At 63.6% G+C, this 14,548-nt stretch carries 13 protein-coding genes; 2 read left to right on the top strand and 11 right to left on the bottom strand.

Annotated elements, in window-relative coordinates; translation table 11 throughout:
* Positions 1-6: 6 nt before the first annotated feature.
* The 11 genes from ACO07D_RS12750 to ACO07D_RS12700 form a co-directional block, all read right to left on the bottom strand.
* Positions 7-1,563, bottom strand: a complete 1,557-nt coding sequence (locus ACO07D_RS12750; protein WP_421703324.1) for a cytochrome D1 domain-containing protein — start codon at positions 1,561-1,563, stop codon at positions 7-9.
* Positions 1,538-2,755, bottom strand: a complete 1,218-nt coding sequence (gene nirJ / locus ACO07D_RS12745; RefSeq protein ID WP_421703323.1) for a heme d1 biosynthesis radical SAM protein NirJ — start codon at positions 2,753-2,755, stop codon at positions 1,538-1,540. Before nirJ ends, ACO07D_RS12750 begins: the two co-directional genes overlap by 26 nt.
* Before the next feature lie 3 nt (positions 2,756-2,758).
* Positions 2,759-3,250 (bottom strand): Lrp/AsnC family transcriptional regulator, encoded by a 492-nt coding sequence (locus ACO07D_RS12740; RefSeq protein WP_421703322.1) that lies wholly within the window; start codon positions 3,248-3,250, stop codon positions 2,759-2,761.
* Positions 3,247-3,720, bottom strand: a complete 474-nt coding sequence (locus ACO07D_RS12735; RefSeq protein WP_421703321.1) for an Lrp/AsnC family transcriptional regulator — start codon at positions 3,718-3,720, stop codon at positions 3,247-3,249. Before ACO07D_RS12735 ends, ACO07D_RS12740 begins: the two co-directional genes overlap by 4 nt.
* Positions 3,720-4,715: an AsnC family transcriptional regulator gene (locus tag ACO07D_RS12730; RefSeq protein ID WP_421703320.1), complete on the bottom strand. Its 996-nt coding sequence runs from the start codon at positions 4,713-4,715 to the stop codon at positions 3,720-3,722. The genes ACO07D_RS12735 and ACO07D_RS12730 overlap by 1 nt, the downstream gene beginning before the upstream one ends.
* A gap of 3 nt (positions 4,716-4,718) precedes the next feature.
* Positions 4,719-5,879 (bottom strand): cytochrome D1 domain-containing protein, encoded by a 1,161-nt coding sequence (locus ACO07D_RS12725; RefSeq protein WP_421703319.1) that lies wholly within the window; start codon positions 5,877-5,879, stop codon positions 4,719-4,721.
* Positions 5,876-6,196, bottom strand: coding sequence for a c-type cytochrome (locus tag ACO07D_RS12720; protein WP_421703318.1), 321 nt, complete (start codon positions 6,194-6,196; stop codon positions 5,876-5,878). Before ACO07D_RS12720 ends, ACO07D_RS12725 begins: the two co-directional genes overlap by 4 nt.
* On the bottom strand, positions 6,189-6,950 hold the full coding sequence (cobA, locus tag ACO07D_RS12715; protein ID WP_421703317.1) for a uroporphyrinogen-III C-methyltransferase: 762 nt from the start codon (positions 6,948-6,950) through the stop codon (positions 6,189-6,191). Before cobA ends, ACO07D_RS12720 begins: the two co-directional genes overlap by 8 nt.
* Positions 6,951-7,171: 221 nt before the next feature.
* Positions 7,172-7,600, bottom strand: a complete 429-nt coding sequence (locus ACO07D_RS12710) for a cupredoxin domain-containing protein (RefSeq protein ID WP_421703316.1) — start codon at positions 7,598-7,600, stop codon at positions 7,172-7,174.
* Positions 7,601-7,678: 78 nt separating this feature from the next.
* Positions 7,679-9,478, bottom strand: a complete 1,800-nt coding sequence (locus ACO07D_RS12705; RefSeq protein ID WP_421703315.1) for a NapC/NirT family cytochrome c — start codon at positions 9,476-9,478, stop codon at positions 7,679-7,681.
* A gap of 136 nt (positions 9,479-9,614) precedes the next feature.
* Positions 9,615-11,291, bottom strand: a complete 1,677-nt coding sequence (locus ACO07D_RS12700) for a cytochrome D1 domain-containing protein (RefSeq protein WP_421703314.1) — start codon at positions 11,289-11,291, stop codon at positions 9,615-9,617.
* A gap of 338 nt (positions 11,292-11,629) precedes the next feature.
* Between ACO07D_RS12700 and ACO07D_RS12695 the strand changes: the two genes are divergently transcribed.
* A complete protein-coding gene (locus ACO07D_RS12695; RefSeq protein WP_421703313.1) occupies positions 11,630-12,850 on the top strand; it encodes an NnrS family protein in 1,221 nt (406 codons plus the stop codon).
* A 429-nt stretch (positions 12,851-13,279) separates the two neighbouring features.
* The gene (gene hemA, locus ACO07D_RS12690) at positions 13,280-14,503 is read left to right on the top strand and encodes a 5-aminolevulinate synthase (protein WP_421703312.1); all 1,224 of its coding nucleotides are present in this window, start codon (positions 13,280-13,282) and stop codon (positions 14,501-14,503) included.
* The last annotated feature ends 45 nt before the right edge of the window (positions 14,504-14,548 follow it).

Here is a 14,548-nt window from a genome sequence, read left to right as displayed (position 1 = left end):
AATGCTTCAGTGACTGGTCCCTTCCGAGAAGGTGATCTTGTTCCAGACATTGTATTTCCCCGACGGCTTGCGCATGGGAAGGCGAAGCACCTCCTCCAAAGTCTCGGCATCATAGACCAGGACTGCACCGTCGTCTTCCCAAACCGACACCAGCGCGTATTTCCCGTCGCGGGTGAACTCCACATGGGCGACGGTGGCGCCAGGCACGGGCCGCAGGGTCTTCACGATCTCCAGGCTCTGCTTGTCGATCACATGCATCGCGTCCTTGTTCGGGCCAAAGAACACGTCCGCCCAGACGTATTTCGAGTTCTCATGGCTGCGCATGAAGAAGCCGGGGCCTTCGGTCGGGATGCGTTTCACCGTCTCCCACGTGTTCATGTCGATGACCGAGATCACGCCCTCCTTCAGGTGCGGCGTCGCCATCACGGTACTGTCGCCATAGGCCCAGGTGATGCCCGACCCCAGGTGGGGCATGCCGGGCAGGTCCAGGTCGGCAACCTTCATGCCGATTACCAGGTCGATGACCATGCCGTCCTCGCCCTTGCGGCTTGCGCCCATCAGATGCTCGTAGCTCTGATCAAAGAAGAAATCGTCCAGATAATCCGGCGTGGTGATGCGGCGGATCGGGAAATCCGTGTCCTGCTTGGACGGGCCTTCGACGCGCCAATCATGAGTAAAGCCGCCAGCGAAGAGGTTCATGTCGGGGGTTTCCGAATAGGACACTTCCCAGACTTCCGGCACGTCCTTCAGCGCCAGCACGAAACTATCGCGCGGTGGCGCCTGGTAGACGGCGGAAACCCGGCTGGGCGTGCCGTCCTTGCCGACGACCTCATGCACTTCGGCCACGGTCAGGTCCTCGGTCGACAGGATGGTCAGCGTGTTGGGCAGGTAATTCGCCACCGCCAGCCATTTTCCGTCGCCCGACATGGCAATGTTGCGAGAGTTCAAGCCAGCCCGGGTGCGACCCACCTGTTTCAGGCTATATATGTCGTATTTTTGAACCCAGCCATCGCGCGACATGATGAAGACATAGCGCCCATCGGGGCTGAATTTCGGCCCGCCATGCACGGCGAAGGGCGTGGCGAACCGGTCAAGCACCTCGAACGTGTCCCCGTTCAGCACGGACACGTGGTGGTCGCCGGTTTCCACAGCCAGGGTGATATTCATCGGGTCGGCGTCCCAGACGGGGGCGTCTGCGGCGACATAGTCCTCGTCCATCACGCGGGAGGCGTTGATCTCGTCCACACCCCAGGCCGGGATGGTTTCCAACGGGGTCTTCAGGTATTCTGCCAGCGCGGTGATCTGCTCTTCGCTCAGATCCTCGGAGAAGCCCGGCATCTGTGTGGCGACACGGCCCTCGCGAATGACCGCCTCGATCTTCGGCCCGCGCATGCGGCGCAGGGTTTCGGGGATCAGCGCCGGGCCGGTGCCGCCCAGGCGGTTGGCGTCATGGCAATCCGCGCACCATTCATTGTAGTCGGCAACCGGATCGGCCTGCGCCGCACCCGACAACCCGATCAACAGAGCCAGCGCAAGCTTAGAAGAATTGATGTTTCGGGTCATGTTTCTTGCCTCGGAAGGGGGTGACCTCCAGCCGCTCGGCCGCCTCGGTCACACCGATTTCGTCATTCGTCAGATAGCAGGCCGGATCCTCGGCCCAGGGGTTGCCGGTCAGCTGCAGGGCGCGGATGCGGGTGTTTCCACCGCAGACGTCCTTCAGCGAACAGTCGCCACAGCGCCCTTCCAGCGGACGCGGCCGCGTACGCAGGGTGGCCAGCATCTGGTCGGAACCGGTCCAAAGCTCGGAAAACGGCGTCTTCTTCACGCTGCCGATCGTGTAGTCGGACCAGTAGGTGTCCGGGTGCACATTGCCCAGGAAGTCGATGTTCGCGACCCCCATGCCGGAGGAATTGCCACCCCAGGCCGCCAGGTGCTCGCGCAGATTGGCGACCTTGGCCTCGTCAAAATTCTTGGCGGCCCATTTCAGGAAATAGCCCGCATCGGCGTCATTGTTGCCGGTCACGATGTCCAGCGGCATGTCCTCGGCCGCCGCCAGCCAGGCGCGTTCGATCAGGATATCCATGCCCTTGCGGGTCATCTGGTGATGGGCGTCCTCGCCCCGGTTCTTGTCGCCCCGGCCCGCATAGACCAGGTGGGAGAGGTAGAATTTGTCGACCCCCTCGTCATCACAGAGCTGCAACAGGTCTTCAAGGTGGTGCTGCGTGCCTTCGGTGAGGCAGAAGCGCAGGCCGACTTTCACGCCGCGTTTCTTCAGCTCGCGCACGCCGCGCACCGCATCGTCAAACGCCCCGTCCACACCGCGGAACCAGTCGTTGGTCTTGCCGATCCCGTCGATCGAGATGCCGACATAGTCGAAGCCGACCTCGGCGATCTTGTCGGCGGTCTCGCCGTGGATCTTCGTGCCGTTGGTGGAAAAGGCCAACACGCGGGTCAACTCGCGGGCACGGTGGGCGATCTCGAACACGTCAAACCGGTCCAGTGGCTCGCCGCCCGACAGGATGATCGCGGGCACCTTGAACTGGCCCAGGTCCTCCAGCGAGGCCATGGCCTGGTCGTGGGTCAGCTCGCCCGGAAAATCCACATCCGCCGAGACCGTGTAGCAATGGCGGCACTTCAGGTTGCAGCGGCGGGTCAGGTTCCAGATCACCACCGGTTTCGGCATGCCGGAGCCACGGCGTGGACGCACGGGGGTCGGCTCGACCAGCTGGTGCATGTATTCGGTCAGGCGAAACATGGACTATCCTTTCTTGCGGAGCCTCAGCCCCGTCTTTTTCAGGATGCGGGTGGAATAGAGGATGTCGCAGCCATTCAGCGCATCGCCCAGAAGCTCGGTGATGCGGGCGCGTTTCTCTTCCACCTCATCGCGCGAGGATCCGTGAACCATCGCAAAGAGATTGTAGGGCCATTCGGGCAGATCGCGCGGACGTTCATAGCAATGGCTGACGAAGTCGAGCGCACCGACTAGAGGGCCAAGCTCGGACAGCTGCGCGTCGTCCACGTCCCAGACGGTCATGCCATTGGCGACCATGCCCAGCTTGTAGTGGTTCGGCGCGGCAGCGATGCGGCGGATGACGCCCGTGTCCTTCATCGCTTGCAGACGGGTGACGAGGTCGTCCTCGCTCAGATCCAGCCCCTGGGCGACCTTAGCATAAGGCGCAGGCACCAGGGGAAGCCCCGATTGCAGCGCCGTGATGATGGCGCGATCCGTTGTGTCGAGGACAGTGCTCATGCGGCCACCCGAAACCCGATGTAGAACTCTTGCAGTTTGGGGAAACAATGCACGGTGATGCCGGTTTCCCCTTCGATCCTGTCGGCCGCTTCCTTGATCCCTTCGGGCGTTTCCGTCGCCAGAACGAACCACATGTTCAGCCGGTGCGTGCGTTCATAATTATGCGCGACTTCGGCGTGCGCATTGACCTGTGTCATGACCGCCTCGAACTTGTCGGCAGGCACGGCCATCGCGCAGAGGCAGAAGGCGCCCCCCATGGCGGCGGCGTCGAAGAACGGGCCGAAACGGGTCAGAACCCCCTGTTCGCGCAGGGATTTGGTGCGGGTCAGAACCTCGTCCTCGCTCAGCCCCAGTTTCTCGGCCAGGGTGGCAAAGGGGCGGTGATCCAGCGACAGGTCGTCCTGCAGCGCATTGACCAGCAGGCGGTCGGTTTCATCCAGAACCGCCGGGGTGCGATCACGGGCAACCATCACGCGCGCTCCCGACGGTCGGCGATCATGGCGCCGGTCTGACGGAAGCAGCGGGTCGAAAACAGCGGCTTGTGCGGCACGCCCTTCAACCCGGGCAGGTTCGCAGCGCGCTCCAACACTTCCAGCGCGTCCTCGCGCGACTTGGCGTGGATCATGGAATAGAGACGGTAGGGCCAGGCGCCTTCAACGGGCACACGTTCGTAACACAGCGTGACACCGGGAAGCGCGGCCAGCTGCGGCCCGGCCTCGGTAATGGCGTCATGGGGCAGATCCCAAACCACCATCGCGTTCGAGCGCCAGCCCAGCGCGCGGTGACGCACGATCACGCCCAGGCGCGAGAGGATGCCCGCATGGGCAAGCGCACTGATCCGGTCCAGCACCTCGTTTTCCGTGCGTCCCAGGCTTTCGGCCAGCGCCTGATAGGGGCGCGGTTCGATCGGCAGCCCCTGGCACAGCGCCTGCATCAGGTCGCGGTCACCGGGCTGGATCGCGTCCAGATCAGCGGTGCGCGGTGCGGGCGGATTCACCGGGTTGGTGGTGCCGTCCATCTTGAAGCCCAGATCCACGTTGAACGGGCGCACCAGGCGCAGGTCCAGCACGGTGAGGCCGGTGTTTTCCTCGATCCGGGCCAGGGTTGCGTCCACGTGGCCCCGGTCCGGGCCGGTGGCGACGAACCAGATGTTCCACACATCTTCGCGCTCATAGGAGTGATTCACGCCGGGCTCTTCATTGATGATCGCGGCCACGTCCTCGATCTGATCGACCGGCGCGGCCACGGCGGCCAGGGTCGAGGCCGACATCGTATTGGGCGCGCAGGTGCCGCCGACCCGGGTGATCCGGCCCGACAGGCGCATGGCATTCAGGCGGCGCACCACCTCTTCCTCACTCAACCCGACCTCTTCGGCCAGGATTTCGAACGGGCGGTGGGTGACCGGAAAGTCGCGCTGGAAATCATCCAGCAGGCGACGGTCGGTGGGGTCGGCAACCAGTCTCATGGCTTACAATCCGGTCCTGTGCGCACGCGCGGTGAAAAAGATGCCCGAGGGGCTGTCGGCGTCGATCTCGGACAGAAGCTCGAAGGTCTCGGTGTCGTAGATCTTGACCTTGTTCTCGTCACGGACCGAAACCCAGATCTCATGCCCACGCGGGGTGAATTCCATGTGCAGCACGGCGGGGCCGGGCTTGAATTCATGCACGATTTCCTTGGTCATCGTGTCAATCACCTGGATCGTATCGTTGAGCGGGTGGGCGAAGTTCACCCAGACATGACGCCCGTCGGGCCGGGCCATGGCAAAGACCGGCTGGCCATAGGTCTTGGTGCGGGCGGTTTCCTGCAAAGTCGCACTGTCGATCCACAGCACCTCGTGGTGACCCACAGCGGGTAGCACGAACTCGGCGCCGGTATGGGCCCAGCCTTCCAGGTGGGGCATCTTGTAGACCGGCATTTCCTCCTGCCCGCGGCCATAATCCGGCAGCACGCGGATCGGTTCCGGGCTCTCATCCCACAGGTCCAGCGCGGTCAACCCGTCCTCGCCGAAGAGGCCGGTGATGTAGGTGCGGCCATTGGCGGTGATCAGTGCATCATAGGGGTTTTCGCCCATCTCGGGGATCTTGGTGATCGGCGGCTCGGCGCCCGGTTCCACCCCGTCCATGTCGACGATCCAGGTCTCGCCCGTGTCCCACATGGTAAAGACGAAGCGGCGGCCGGGGGCATCGACCAGGCCGATGGTCTTGCTGTCGGTCGGGATATCCGCAACCATCTCCAGCGTTTCGGCGTCAAAGATGCGCACGCCGCCGGGTTCGTAGTTGGACACGGCCACCAACGTGCCGTCATCCGAGATCGCCCCGCCGATCGAGTTGCCGCCCTGAACCACGCGGTTCGCCACCTTGCGTTCGACGATATCGACCTTGGTCAGCCCGCCATCGCGGCCGAAGACATAGGCGTAACGTTCGTCCGAGGAATAAACCATCGAGGCATGGGACAGATCGCCCAAGCCGTCGATCCGCGCCAGGGCGGCGCGGTCAGACTGGTCGATCAACACCACCGACCCCTTGGCCCGTTCGATGATCAGCCCCAGGTCGCCGGTGGCCAGGGTCTCGGCCAGCGCGGGGGCGGCCAGGGCGACGCTCAGCGCCAGGGTGGAAATCAGACGTTTCATTCGGTGTCTCCCTTCAGGAGGTAGTCGGCGATCCAGGCGGCTTCCGCCTCGCTGATCAGCGGATTCCAGGGCGGCATGGCTGTGCCCGGCATGCCTTCGAGGATGATGATTTGCAGGATTTCCGGGTCGTAGCCTTCCAGCGTCTCGGGGCGGATGTCCGGCCCCAGTCCGCCCTTCAGGGTCAACCCATGACAGGAGCCGCAATCCTGATGCACCAGTCGCTTGAGCGCATCAGGATCAAGGCTGTCGGCCGTGGCCGCTGGGGCAGCCATGGCCAGAGAGGTCGCCAGAAGGGATAGGGCAACCAATTTAGGCATGTGCGGCAATCTCCCGTGCCGGTTCGGCCTGGGCGTCATAGAGCGACACGACCTGGCCGATGATGAACAAGGTTGGCGGTTTCAGTCCGGCCTCGCGCGTATCTGCCGCGATGTTGGACAGGGTCGAGACCATGCGACGTTCGTCCGCATTGGTGGCCTTGGAGATCGCCATGACGGGGGTCGAGCCGGGCAGACCCTCGGTCATCAGCCCCATCGCGATCTGTCCGATCGAGGAAACGCCCATATAGACCACCAGCGTGGTCATCGGGTCGGCCAGGCGTTTCCAGTCGAGGTCCAGCACCTTGTCGGACTGGCGGTGGCCGGTGACATATTGCACGCCGGTGGCCAGCCCCCGGTGGGTAAGCGGCACGCCGGACACGGTGGCGGCACCTTGGGCGGCGGTGATGCCGGGCACGTAGATGCTGTCGATGCCGTGCTCGGCCAGGAACATCGCCTCTTCGGACCCGCGCCCGAAGATCAGCGGGTCGCCCCCTTTCAGGCGCACCACGTCATGGCCCGCGCGCGCCTCCTCGACCAGGATCTCGTTAATCCGGTCCTGGGTGACCAGGTGGCATTGCGGCATTTTGCCGACCGGGATCATCTTGGCGTTTTCCGGCGCCATCGCGACGACCTCATCCGACACCAGCCGATCAAACACCACGCAGCTGGCCTGGGAGAGCAGACGCGCCGCCTTCAGGGTCAGAAGATCGGGGTCGCCGGGTCCTGCGCCGATGAGGAAAACTTTGCCGGTCATGTGTGTCTCGCTCGTCCCAAGGGTTGGCTGGAAGCAAACCCCTCCCGCGGACAGGCGCGCCTGTTTCAGCGCGTGTCGATTCGATGACATTGCCGGCGGGTGAGGCTCGGTCCGGTTTCAAAGGTAAAATGCCGCAGGGAGGGGGGGCGTTCCTTGACATAAGTTAAGGGCGTTCCGCTTTGACGGAACGCCCTGTTTTACAACGATAATTTAGACCGATATTACTCCACCGTCACTGTCACCATGCCGATCATTTCATGGCTCTCCCAATGCGGACCACAGAGGTATTCCTGCGGGTCGCCCGGCTCCAGGAAGGTGAACTCGATCACCTCTTCGGGGAAGGCACGATCGCTTTCCGGCTGGCCTTTCACGATCACCGAATGGCTGGTGCGCTTGTCGACATTGACCCAGCGCACAGTGGTGCCGACCGGCACCGTGACCTCGCGCGGGCAGAAGCTGTATTTGTACATGGTAACGACCACCGCGCCCTCGAACTCGGCGGACGGGGCGCCGTAGATGTCGACATAACGCTGTTCGGCCTCGCCGCAGATCTCGGCCATCTCGGCTTCGGTCTTGTCAGCTGCCAGAACGGGAAAAGCCGCGCAGGTCAGCGCGGCGGCGAATACGAGCGGGGAAAGGGAGCTGCGCATGATCGTGTCCTCTCTGAATTCCTCTTCATCTAAGCAAAGAAAAGCGGCCAACCCAAGGGGCTGGCCGCTTCTTTGTTGTTATTGACCAACCACGTTGATCTGGGCTTCCGGATCGTCAAGCGCCATGGTGGTGTTCAACGTCACGTGGTGGAAGCGTGCCAAGGCATAGTCGTCGTGGATCGCGAAGCCGACCGTGTAGGTCTGACCGGCCTCCAGGGCCACGTCACCCACCCCGCCAGCCAGCGGCCGTGAGAAGACCACGGTCCACATGCCGTCATCCCCCAGCTTGGCCTGCGCGGCGATCTCGCCCTCGTTCTCGACCCGGCGTTCCAGCAGGTAGCCGTTCGTGGCGGAACCATCGGCATAGACCCGCATCAGGTCCATGTAGGTGCCGTCGGCCAGGTACTGCTCGATCTGAGCGGCCTCGGCCAGCTTGTCCCAGCCACCCTGGGCCTTGCCGCGACGCCCCTTGATCTCGATCTTGGTGCGGCTTTCCGGCAGGTACTTGGTGATGGAGGTTTCGGCCATCAGGGCCGCCGCCACGTCACCGCTTGCGGCAATCGCTTCCGCACCCGGATCGAAGGGCATGTAGGTGTTGTCCGCGTGGCAAGTTGCCCAGCAGCCGACCTGTTCACCCATCTCGATGCCGGTCCCGGTGATCATCATCGCGACCTTGATCGGGTTGTCCGGGTCCATCTTGCCACCGTCCACGAAGGGTGCGGGGGCGTGGGGCGCATCCGGCCATTGCAGGCGGAAGTAGACATTGTCGCCATCATAGGCCGCCTGGACCGTGGCACCGATGATGCCGCGTTTACCCGGAATCGGGGTCGGTTCCAGCTCGTCGTTCTTGCCGCCACCGCCGGCCACGATCTTGCTGCCGATGGCATCAAGTTCCTTGGCGTGGCAGGTCGTGCAAGCGTCGCCGCCCTGGGTCAGCGGACGGGCACCGCCATGGGTCTTGCCGTTCTGCACCCATTCAAAGCTCGCCTGGCCCGGGTAGAACAGGGTCAGATCGCTCGACGCAACGCTGCCCCAGTCAATGTTCGGCGCGACGTCGACACCTTCATCCTCGGCGCTTGCGGTGCCGGCCATCTCGGCCTCGACCTTGGCGCGCTCATCGGCACGGGCTGCGGCGATCGCGTCGCCCACACGCTGGCGTTCGGCCTCTTCCGCGGCCTTGGCCGCGGCCGCCTCTTCAGCTTCGATCGCTTCGATACGTGCCAGGCTGTCGAGGTATTCCTGCGGCACCTCGCGGATGAACTCCGGGTTCGGCGCCTCGAGCTCGGCCAGGTAATCCTCGTCCGCGCGGTCACGCAGGTCGAGGTGGGCAATGCCCTTGTGGCAGTCGATACAGGTCTGACCGGTGCGCATCGCGTTCAGGTGTTGCTGACGGGCGCGCGGGGCCTGGAACTCCGGCATCATCGACTCGAAGTCGTGACAGTTGCGGCATTCGACCGAGTCGGTGCGCTTCATGCGCTCCCATTCGTTCATCGCCAGCTGCAGGCGGTGGGTGTCGAATTTCTCGGGCGTCGAGATCTTGCCGGTAATCTTGCCCCAAACTTCCTTCGAGGCCTTGATCTTGCGGATGATCTTGTGCGTCCAATCTTTCGGCACGTGGCAGTCGGAACAGACCGCGCCGACACCGGAGCGGTTCACGTCGTGGATCGTGCCCTTGTATTCTTCATAGACGAAATCCTCCATCTCGTGACACGAGATGCAGAAGTCCTTGGTGTTGGTCGCTTCCATGGCGGTGTTGAAACCGCCCCAGAAGACGATGCCGGCGACAAAGACGCCCGCAACTCCGGCGACTGGCATGCCCCAGAAGAGGCTGCGTCGCCAGAGCGGTTTTTTCGGTGTTTGACCGCTGTCCTGAGTCATGTCCTGGCTCCGTTAGTGGCTGGTCGTCGTCGGCGGGTGAGCCCGACGCGGGTGGGTGTGAGTGGTGGGGTTTGCGCCGGTGACGCAAAAGGGGGCGGGCGCCTGGCCCGCCCCCCTGGGTGTCTATCCGATCACATCAGGTGACGTGGTTCGAACGGTTGTAGACGTTGAACTTGCCGGTCGGGGCGTAGAGGCCCTTCACGCGACCGATCTCTTCCAGCGTCTTGGCGTCGTAGATCACCATCTCGCCGTTCGGCTCTTTCGAGTCCGTGCGGTTCCACTTGGAAACCCAGACTTCGCTGCCGTCAGCGTTGAATTCGAAGTGAACGGCAACGCTGCCTTCAACATCGGTGACCTGGATCGTTTTCACGATCTCGCCGGTCTCTTTCGAGATGACCTGCACCGACTGCTGCACTTCCGGATCGGGGTGCTTGGTCTGGTCAGCCCAGATGTAGTCCGAGTTCGGGTGCGTCCGGATGAACAGGCCCGCGCCGTCGGTTTCCACTTCGTAGCAGACTTTCCAGGCGTTGTCCGGGTTGCCCGCGGGGTCGTTGCCCCAAACCGTCACGGTGCCTTCACCCAGGTGGGTGGTGCCAGCGACCGGACCACAGTTCGGGTCCATCCAGTTGGCGCCCGGGCCGGGGTGCGGCAGAGCAGCGGTGTCGATCATGGCTTCCAGCTTGTGGGTCTGGGTGTCGACGACAACCATCTTGTTCGACGCGTTCGCGGCGATCTGGAAGTAACGACCGGTCGGGTCAAAGAAACCATCGTGCAGGAACTTGGCCGAGTCGATCTTGTCGATCGCCAGGTTGTCCAGGTCCGAGTAGTCGACCTGCCACAGCTGGCCCAGCTCTTTCACCGCGACGATCCAGGTCGGCTCGTTCGGGGTGGTGTAGATGGCAGCCACGCGGCTTTCTTCGACATAGTCACCGTCCACGTTGTAACCGCGGGTCGAGACGACTTTCAGCGGTTCCATGGTTTCGGCGTCGACGATGGCGAAGTGCGGGGGCCAGTAGGCGCCGCCGATCACGTATTTGCCGTCGCCGGAGACGGCCACGTCGCGGGCGTCATAGCCGATCGAGACTTCCGAAACCAGCATCTTGTCCGGCGTCTGCCAGAGGTCGATCTTGGTCATCTTGCCGTCGCGGCCCATGGTGTACCAGAAGCGGCCCGGGTTTTCCGGCTCTTCCAGCTTGTGGTGTTCCGAGGCCTTCAGCACGTGCACGGCATAGCCGGTCGGGATGTGGGCCAGAACTTCCTTGGTGTCGCCGTCGATCACGGCCACCTTGCCCACGTCACGCTCGATGACGACGAAGAAGTTTTCCCAGTTGCGGCCGTGCAGCGGCTCGGTCGGGTAATCTTCGGGCTCGACATAGACCTTGCGGGTCTGACGCATCTGCTCAAGCGACATCTCGGGCGGCTTGGGCGGATCCATCTGGATGTAGGTCGCCATGTCCTTGATTTCCTGCTCGGTCATGATGTCCGAGAAGTTGTTCATACCGCCTTCGGTGCCCCAGGAAATAATCTTTTCAAGGCGTTCCTGGCCCAGCTTCAGGGTACCACCTTCGGTCACGGTGCCGTCAGCGGCAGTGGTCTTCCAGTGGGGTTCCAGGTTCTTGCCGGTCGCGCCTTTGCGCAGAACGCCGTGGCAGCCGGCGCAGCGTTCGAAGTACAGCTGCTTGGACGCTTCAAAGGCTTCCTCGCTCAGGGTCGGCCCTTCGGCGAAGGCAGGCATGGCCACGCCGCCCAGCAGCATCGCAAAACCGAGGCCCAGCGCGCCGCGGGTTTTCTTATGGGTGATTCCAAGTGACATGATCACTCTCCGTTTGCTTGGTGAGGCACTTGGGAAGATGGTCGGGACCGCGCCTGTGCGTCTTGACAAAAGTCAACGATGCTCCCGAAAAAGTGAGCGGCGCGTGAATTAGCCATGTACCGGTGAAGCGCAACTGGGCACAAATCGCCCCCGGAAGCGGCAGAAAATCAGGGTCAACTCACTGATTTCAAACACACATGAGTGTTGACACCTCCGCCGCCCCTCCCTTTCGGAAGCCGCCACTGCCTGCAGGTTTACCCTGCGACGACTTGACTTGCGTTAAGATTTGGCGCCGACACCAGCCTAGGCTTTTGCCGTTCAAGGAAAGGTCCGCCCCCATGCGTGCGACAGTCAAACTCCTGCTCGGCGAAGGTCATCGCAGCTTTTTCCTGCTCGCTCCGCTATGGGCGATCTTGGCAGGTCTCATCTGGCAACTTTGGCTCTTCGTACACGCAACCGGCGGCATGATGGCGCTGCCCGGTCCCGGCATGGCGCCGCATCTATGGCATGGGCACGAGATGATCTTCGGCTACGGCGCCGCGGCGCTCGCCGGATTCCTGCTGACCTCCCTCGCGGGCGCGCGCACGGGGTACATTGGTCTGGCCGTGGCATTCTGGCTGGCAGGACGCCTGGCGGTCTGGGCCTCGGGCGCCCTGCCGGGGCTTCTTGTGGCCGGGATCGACCTGGCCTTCCTGCCGCTCCTGGCCGGACGGGTGGCCCTGATCCTGGTGCGCCGTCGCAACCCGCAGCAGGCGGTGTTCGTGGTCTTCCTGGCCGCCCTTACCCTGGGCAATCTTCTGGTCCATCTCGACTGGATCGGTTGGGCCTATGGCACCGCCGAAGACGGGCTGCGTGTCGGACTCCTGGCGCTGATCGGACTGATCGCGGTGCTGGGCGGGCGGGTCACGCCCGGCTTCATCCGCAACGCCCTGCGTCGCGCCGGCACTGACGATAACAGCCTGCCACCTGAGACGCCGCGCCTTGACCGCGCCACCATCGCCCTGTCCATACTGCTGCCATGGAGCGCGCCCTGGCCGCGCCTCGCCTCCCTCCTCGCCTTGGCCCTGGCCGGTGTACACACCGCCCGGCTGATCCGTTGGCACCCCCTCAGCACGCGCCGCGAGCCGCTCCTCTGGGCATTGGCATTGGCGCAGACCCTCCTGCCGCTCGGCTTGGTCCTGTGGGCGTTGGCAAGCTGGAAGGTCGGGTCGGAGGTGGCCGCCCTGCACGTGCTGGGCATCGGCGCTGTGGGCGGCATGACCCTGGCCGTCATGTCCCGCGCAATCCTGGCCCATTCCGGCCGCGCCCTGAGCGCGCCCGCCCCGGTCGCCTGGGCCTATGGGTTGATGGCGATGGCAGCCGCTGCACGCTGGCTTGGCTCCAGCGGGCCAACTCCTTGGTATTTCACCCTGATGCTGGTTGCAGGCGCGATCTGGATTCTAAGCTTCACCCTGTTCCTCGCAGGGCTGATCGAGGCCCTGACCACCCCGCGCCCGCCCCGTCCAGCCCCGCCGTCCCCGCCTCCGCTGCCACCCGAGATGAAATCCCCGCGCTCTTGACGTTGGTCAAGACGGGCCGCCCCACCCCATGCCAGCTTGCGCGCAATGGCCTCACCCGGCGATGGCAGGCGCGCCCTGCCCCGCAATCGTTTTGCGAAACACGGCCTCGATGATTCATGCTGCCTCTGTTCTTGGGTGAGGCCGGCGGCAGCCCCTGGATCACCCGGGTTTTCGGACCCACAAGGCCAGCCGTCCGCGCGCGTGGGGATCCACGCAGCACGGGGCCGAGACCCCTTCGGGGGTGGCGGGCGGTTGGTCTAACTATCTTTTCCATACGCAAGCGCATCGAGTTTCCGATCGGAACTATTTTGCCCGCATCGCACGCAGCTCACCGCAGTTTTTTCTGCCCGACTTGACATAAATCAGGTCTGGACCGGCCCCGAACATGTTCATTGCTGGCAACAAGGATCAGCCCCCGGAGGACGTCACATGGACTATCAGGCCTTCTTCAAAGCCAGCCTCGACACCCTGCGCGAAGACGGGAACTACCGCGTGTTTGCCGACCTGCAGCGCAAGCGCGGCAACTTCCCGAAAGCGCGCCATACCAGCGAGCGCGGCGAAGATGACGTGACCATCTGGTGTTCCAATGATTACCTGGGCATGGGCCAGCACCCGGACGTGCTGGAGGCCATGCACCACGCCATCGACACGGTCGGCGCAGGCGCCGGCGGAACACGCAACATTTCGGGCACCACCCACCAACATGTTCTTCTGGAACAGGAATTGGCCGATCTGCATGGTAAGGAAGCAGCGCTGCTGTTCACCTCGGGCTATGTCTCGAACTGGGCCGCCCTGGGCACGCTGGCCTCGAAAATCCCCGGCTGCATCGTCTTCTCGGACGCGCTGAACCACGCGTCCATGATTGAAGGCATCCGCCATTCGCGCGCCGCCAAGGTGCTGTGGAAGCACAACGATCTGGAAGACCTCGAAGCCAAGCTGGCGGCCGCCGACCCGGAGGCGCCCAAGCTCATTGCCTTCGAATCGGTCTATTCGATGGATGGCGACATCGCGCCCATCAAGGAAATCTGCGATCTGGCCGACAAGTACGGCGCCATGACCTATCTGGACGAGGTGCACGCAGTCGGCCTCTACGGTCCGCGCGGCGGCGGTATTGCCGAACGCGAGGGGCTGATGGATCGCCTGACGGTGATCGAAGGCACGCTGGGCAAGGCCTTTGGCGTGGTCGGCGGCTATATCGCCGCCTCGGCTGAACTGTGCGATTTCGTGCGCAGCTTCGCCTCCGGCTTCATCTTCACCACCGCCCTGCCCCCGGCCGTGGCTGCCGGTGCCCGCGCCTCGGTGCAGCACCTCAAGGCCTCGAACGCCGAACGGGACAGCCAGAAGGAACGCGTCGCCAAGGTACGCGCCGGTCTGGACGCGATGGGCATTCCCCACGTGGAAAACCCCAGCCACATCATCCCGGTGATGGTCGGCGACGCAGTCAAGTGCAAGTTCCTGTCCGACACCCTGATGCAGGACTACGGAATCTACATCCAGCCGATCAACTACCCGACCGTGCCCAAGGGCACCGAGCGGTTGCGCATCACCCCCAGCCCGGTCCATACGGACGCGGATATCGAGCACCTTCTGGGCGCGCTCGAAGAGCTCTGGGTGCAATGCGAGATCGCGCGCATGCCGATGGCCGCGCAGTAACCCCCTCAAACAAATCAGCTCTTTTCAGGCCCCCGCAAGGGGGCC

It is taken from the genome of Aliiroseovarius sp. (genome assembly GCF_965228805.1).
GTDB lineage: Bacteria > Pseudomonadota > Alphaproteobacteria > Rhodobacterales > Rhodobacteraceae > JASBTN01.
The sequence above is the reverse complement of the archived record's forward strand: the minus strand, read 5'-3'. Positions and strand labels throughout refer to the sequence as shown.

Coding starts and splice junctions, on each gene's coding strand:
- ACO07D_RS12720 (WP_421703318.1), bottom strand. CDS start 6,196: ATGCCTAAATTGGTTGCCCTATCCCTTCTGGCGACCTCTCTGGCCATG.
- ACO07D_RS12700 (WP_421703314.1), bottom strand. CDS start 11,291: ATGTCACTTGGAATCACCCATAAGAAAACCCGCGGCGCGCTGGGCCTC.
- ACO07D_RS12740 (WP_421703322.1), bottom strand. CDS start 3,250: ATGAGCACTGTCCTCGACACAACGGATCGCGCCATCATCACGGCGCTG.
- ACO07D_RS12725 (WP_421703319.1), bottom strand. CDS start 5,879: ATGAAACGTCTGATTTCCACCCTGGCGCTGAGCGTCGCCCTGGCCGCC.
- hemA (WP_421703312.1), top strand. CDS start 13,280: ATGGACTATCAGGCCTTCTTCAAAGCCAGCCTCGACACCCTGCGCGAA.
- ACO07D_RS12695 (WP_421703313.1), top strand. CDS start 11,630: ATGCGTGCGACAGTCAAACTCCTGCTCGGCGAAGGTCATCGCAGCTTT.
- cobA (WP_421703317.1), bottom strand. CDS start 6,950: ATGACCGGCAAAGTTTTCCTCATCGGCGCAGGACCCGGCGACCCCGAT.
- ACO07D_RS12705 (WP_421703315.1), bottom strand. CDS start 9,478: ATGACTCAGGACAGCGGTCAAACACCGAAAAAACCGCTCTGGCGACGC.
- ACO07D_RS12710 (WP_421703316.1), bottom strand. CDS start 7,600: ATGCGCAGCTCCCTTTCCCCGCTCGTATTCGCCGCCGCGCTGACCTGC.
- ACO07D_RS12730 (WP_421703320.1), bottom strand. CDS start 4,715: ATGAGACTGGTTGCCGACCCCACCGACCGTCGCCTGCTGGATGATTTC.
- ACO07D_RS12735 (WP_421703321.1), bottom strand. CDS start 3,720: ATGGTTGCCCGTGATCGCACCCCGGCGGTTCTGGATGAAACCGACCGC.
- ACO07D_RS12750 (WP_421703324.1), bottom strand. CDS start 1,563: ATGACCCGAAACATCAATTCTTCTAAGCTTGCGCTGGCTCTGTTGATC.
- nirJ (WP_421703323.1), bottom strand. CDS start 2,755: ATGTTTCGCCTGACCGAATACATGCACCAGCTGGTCGAGCCGACCCCC.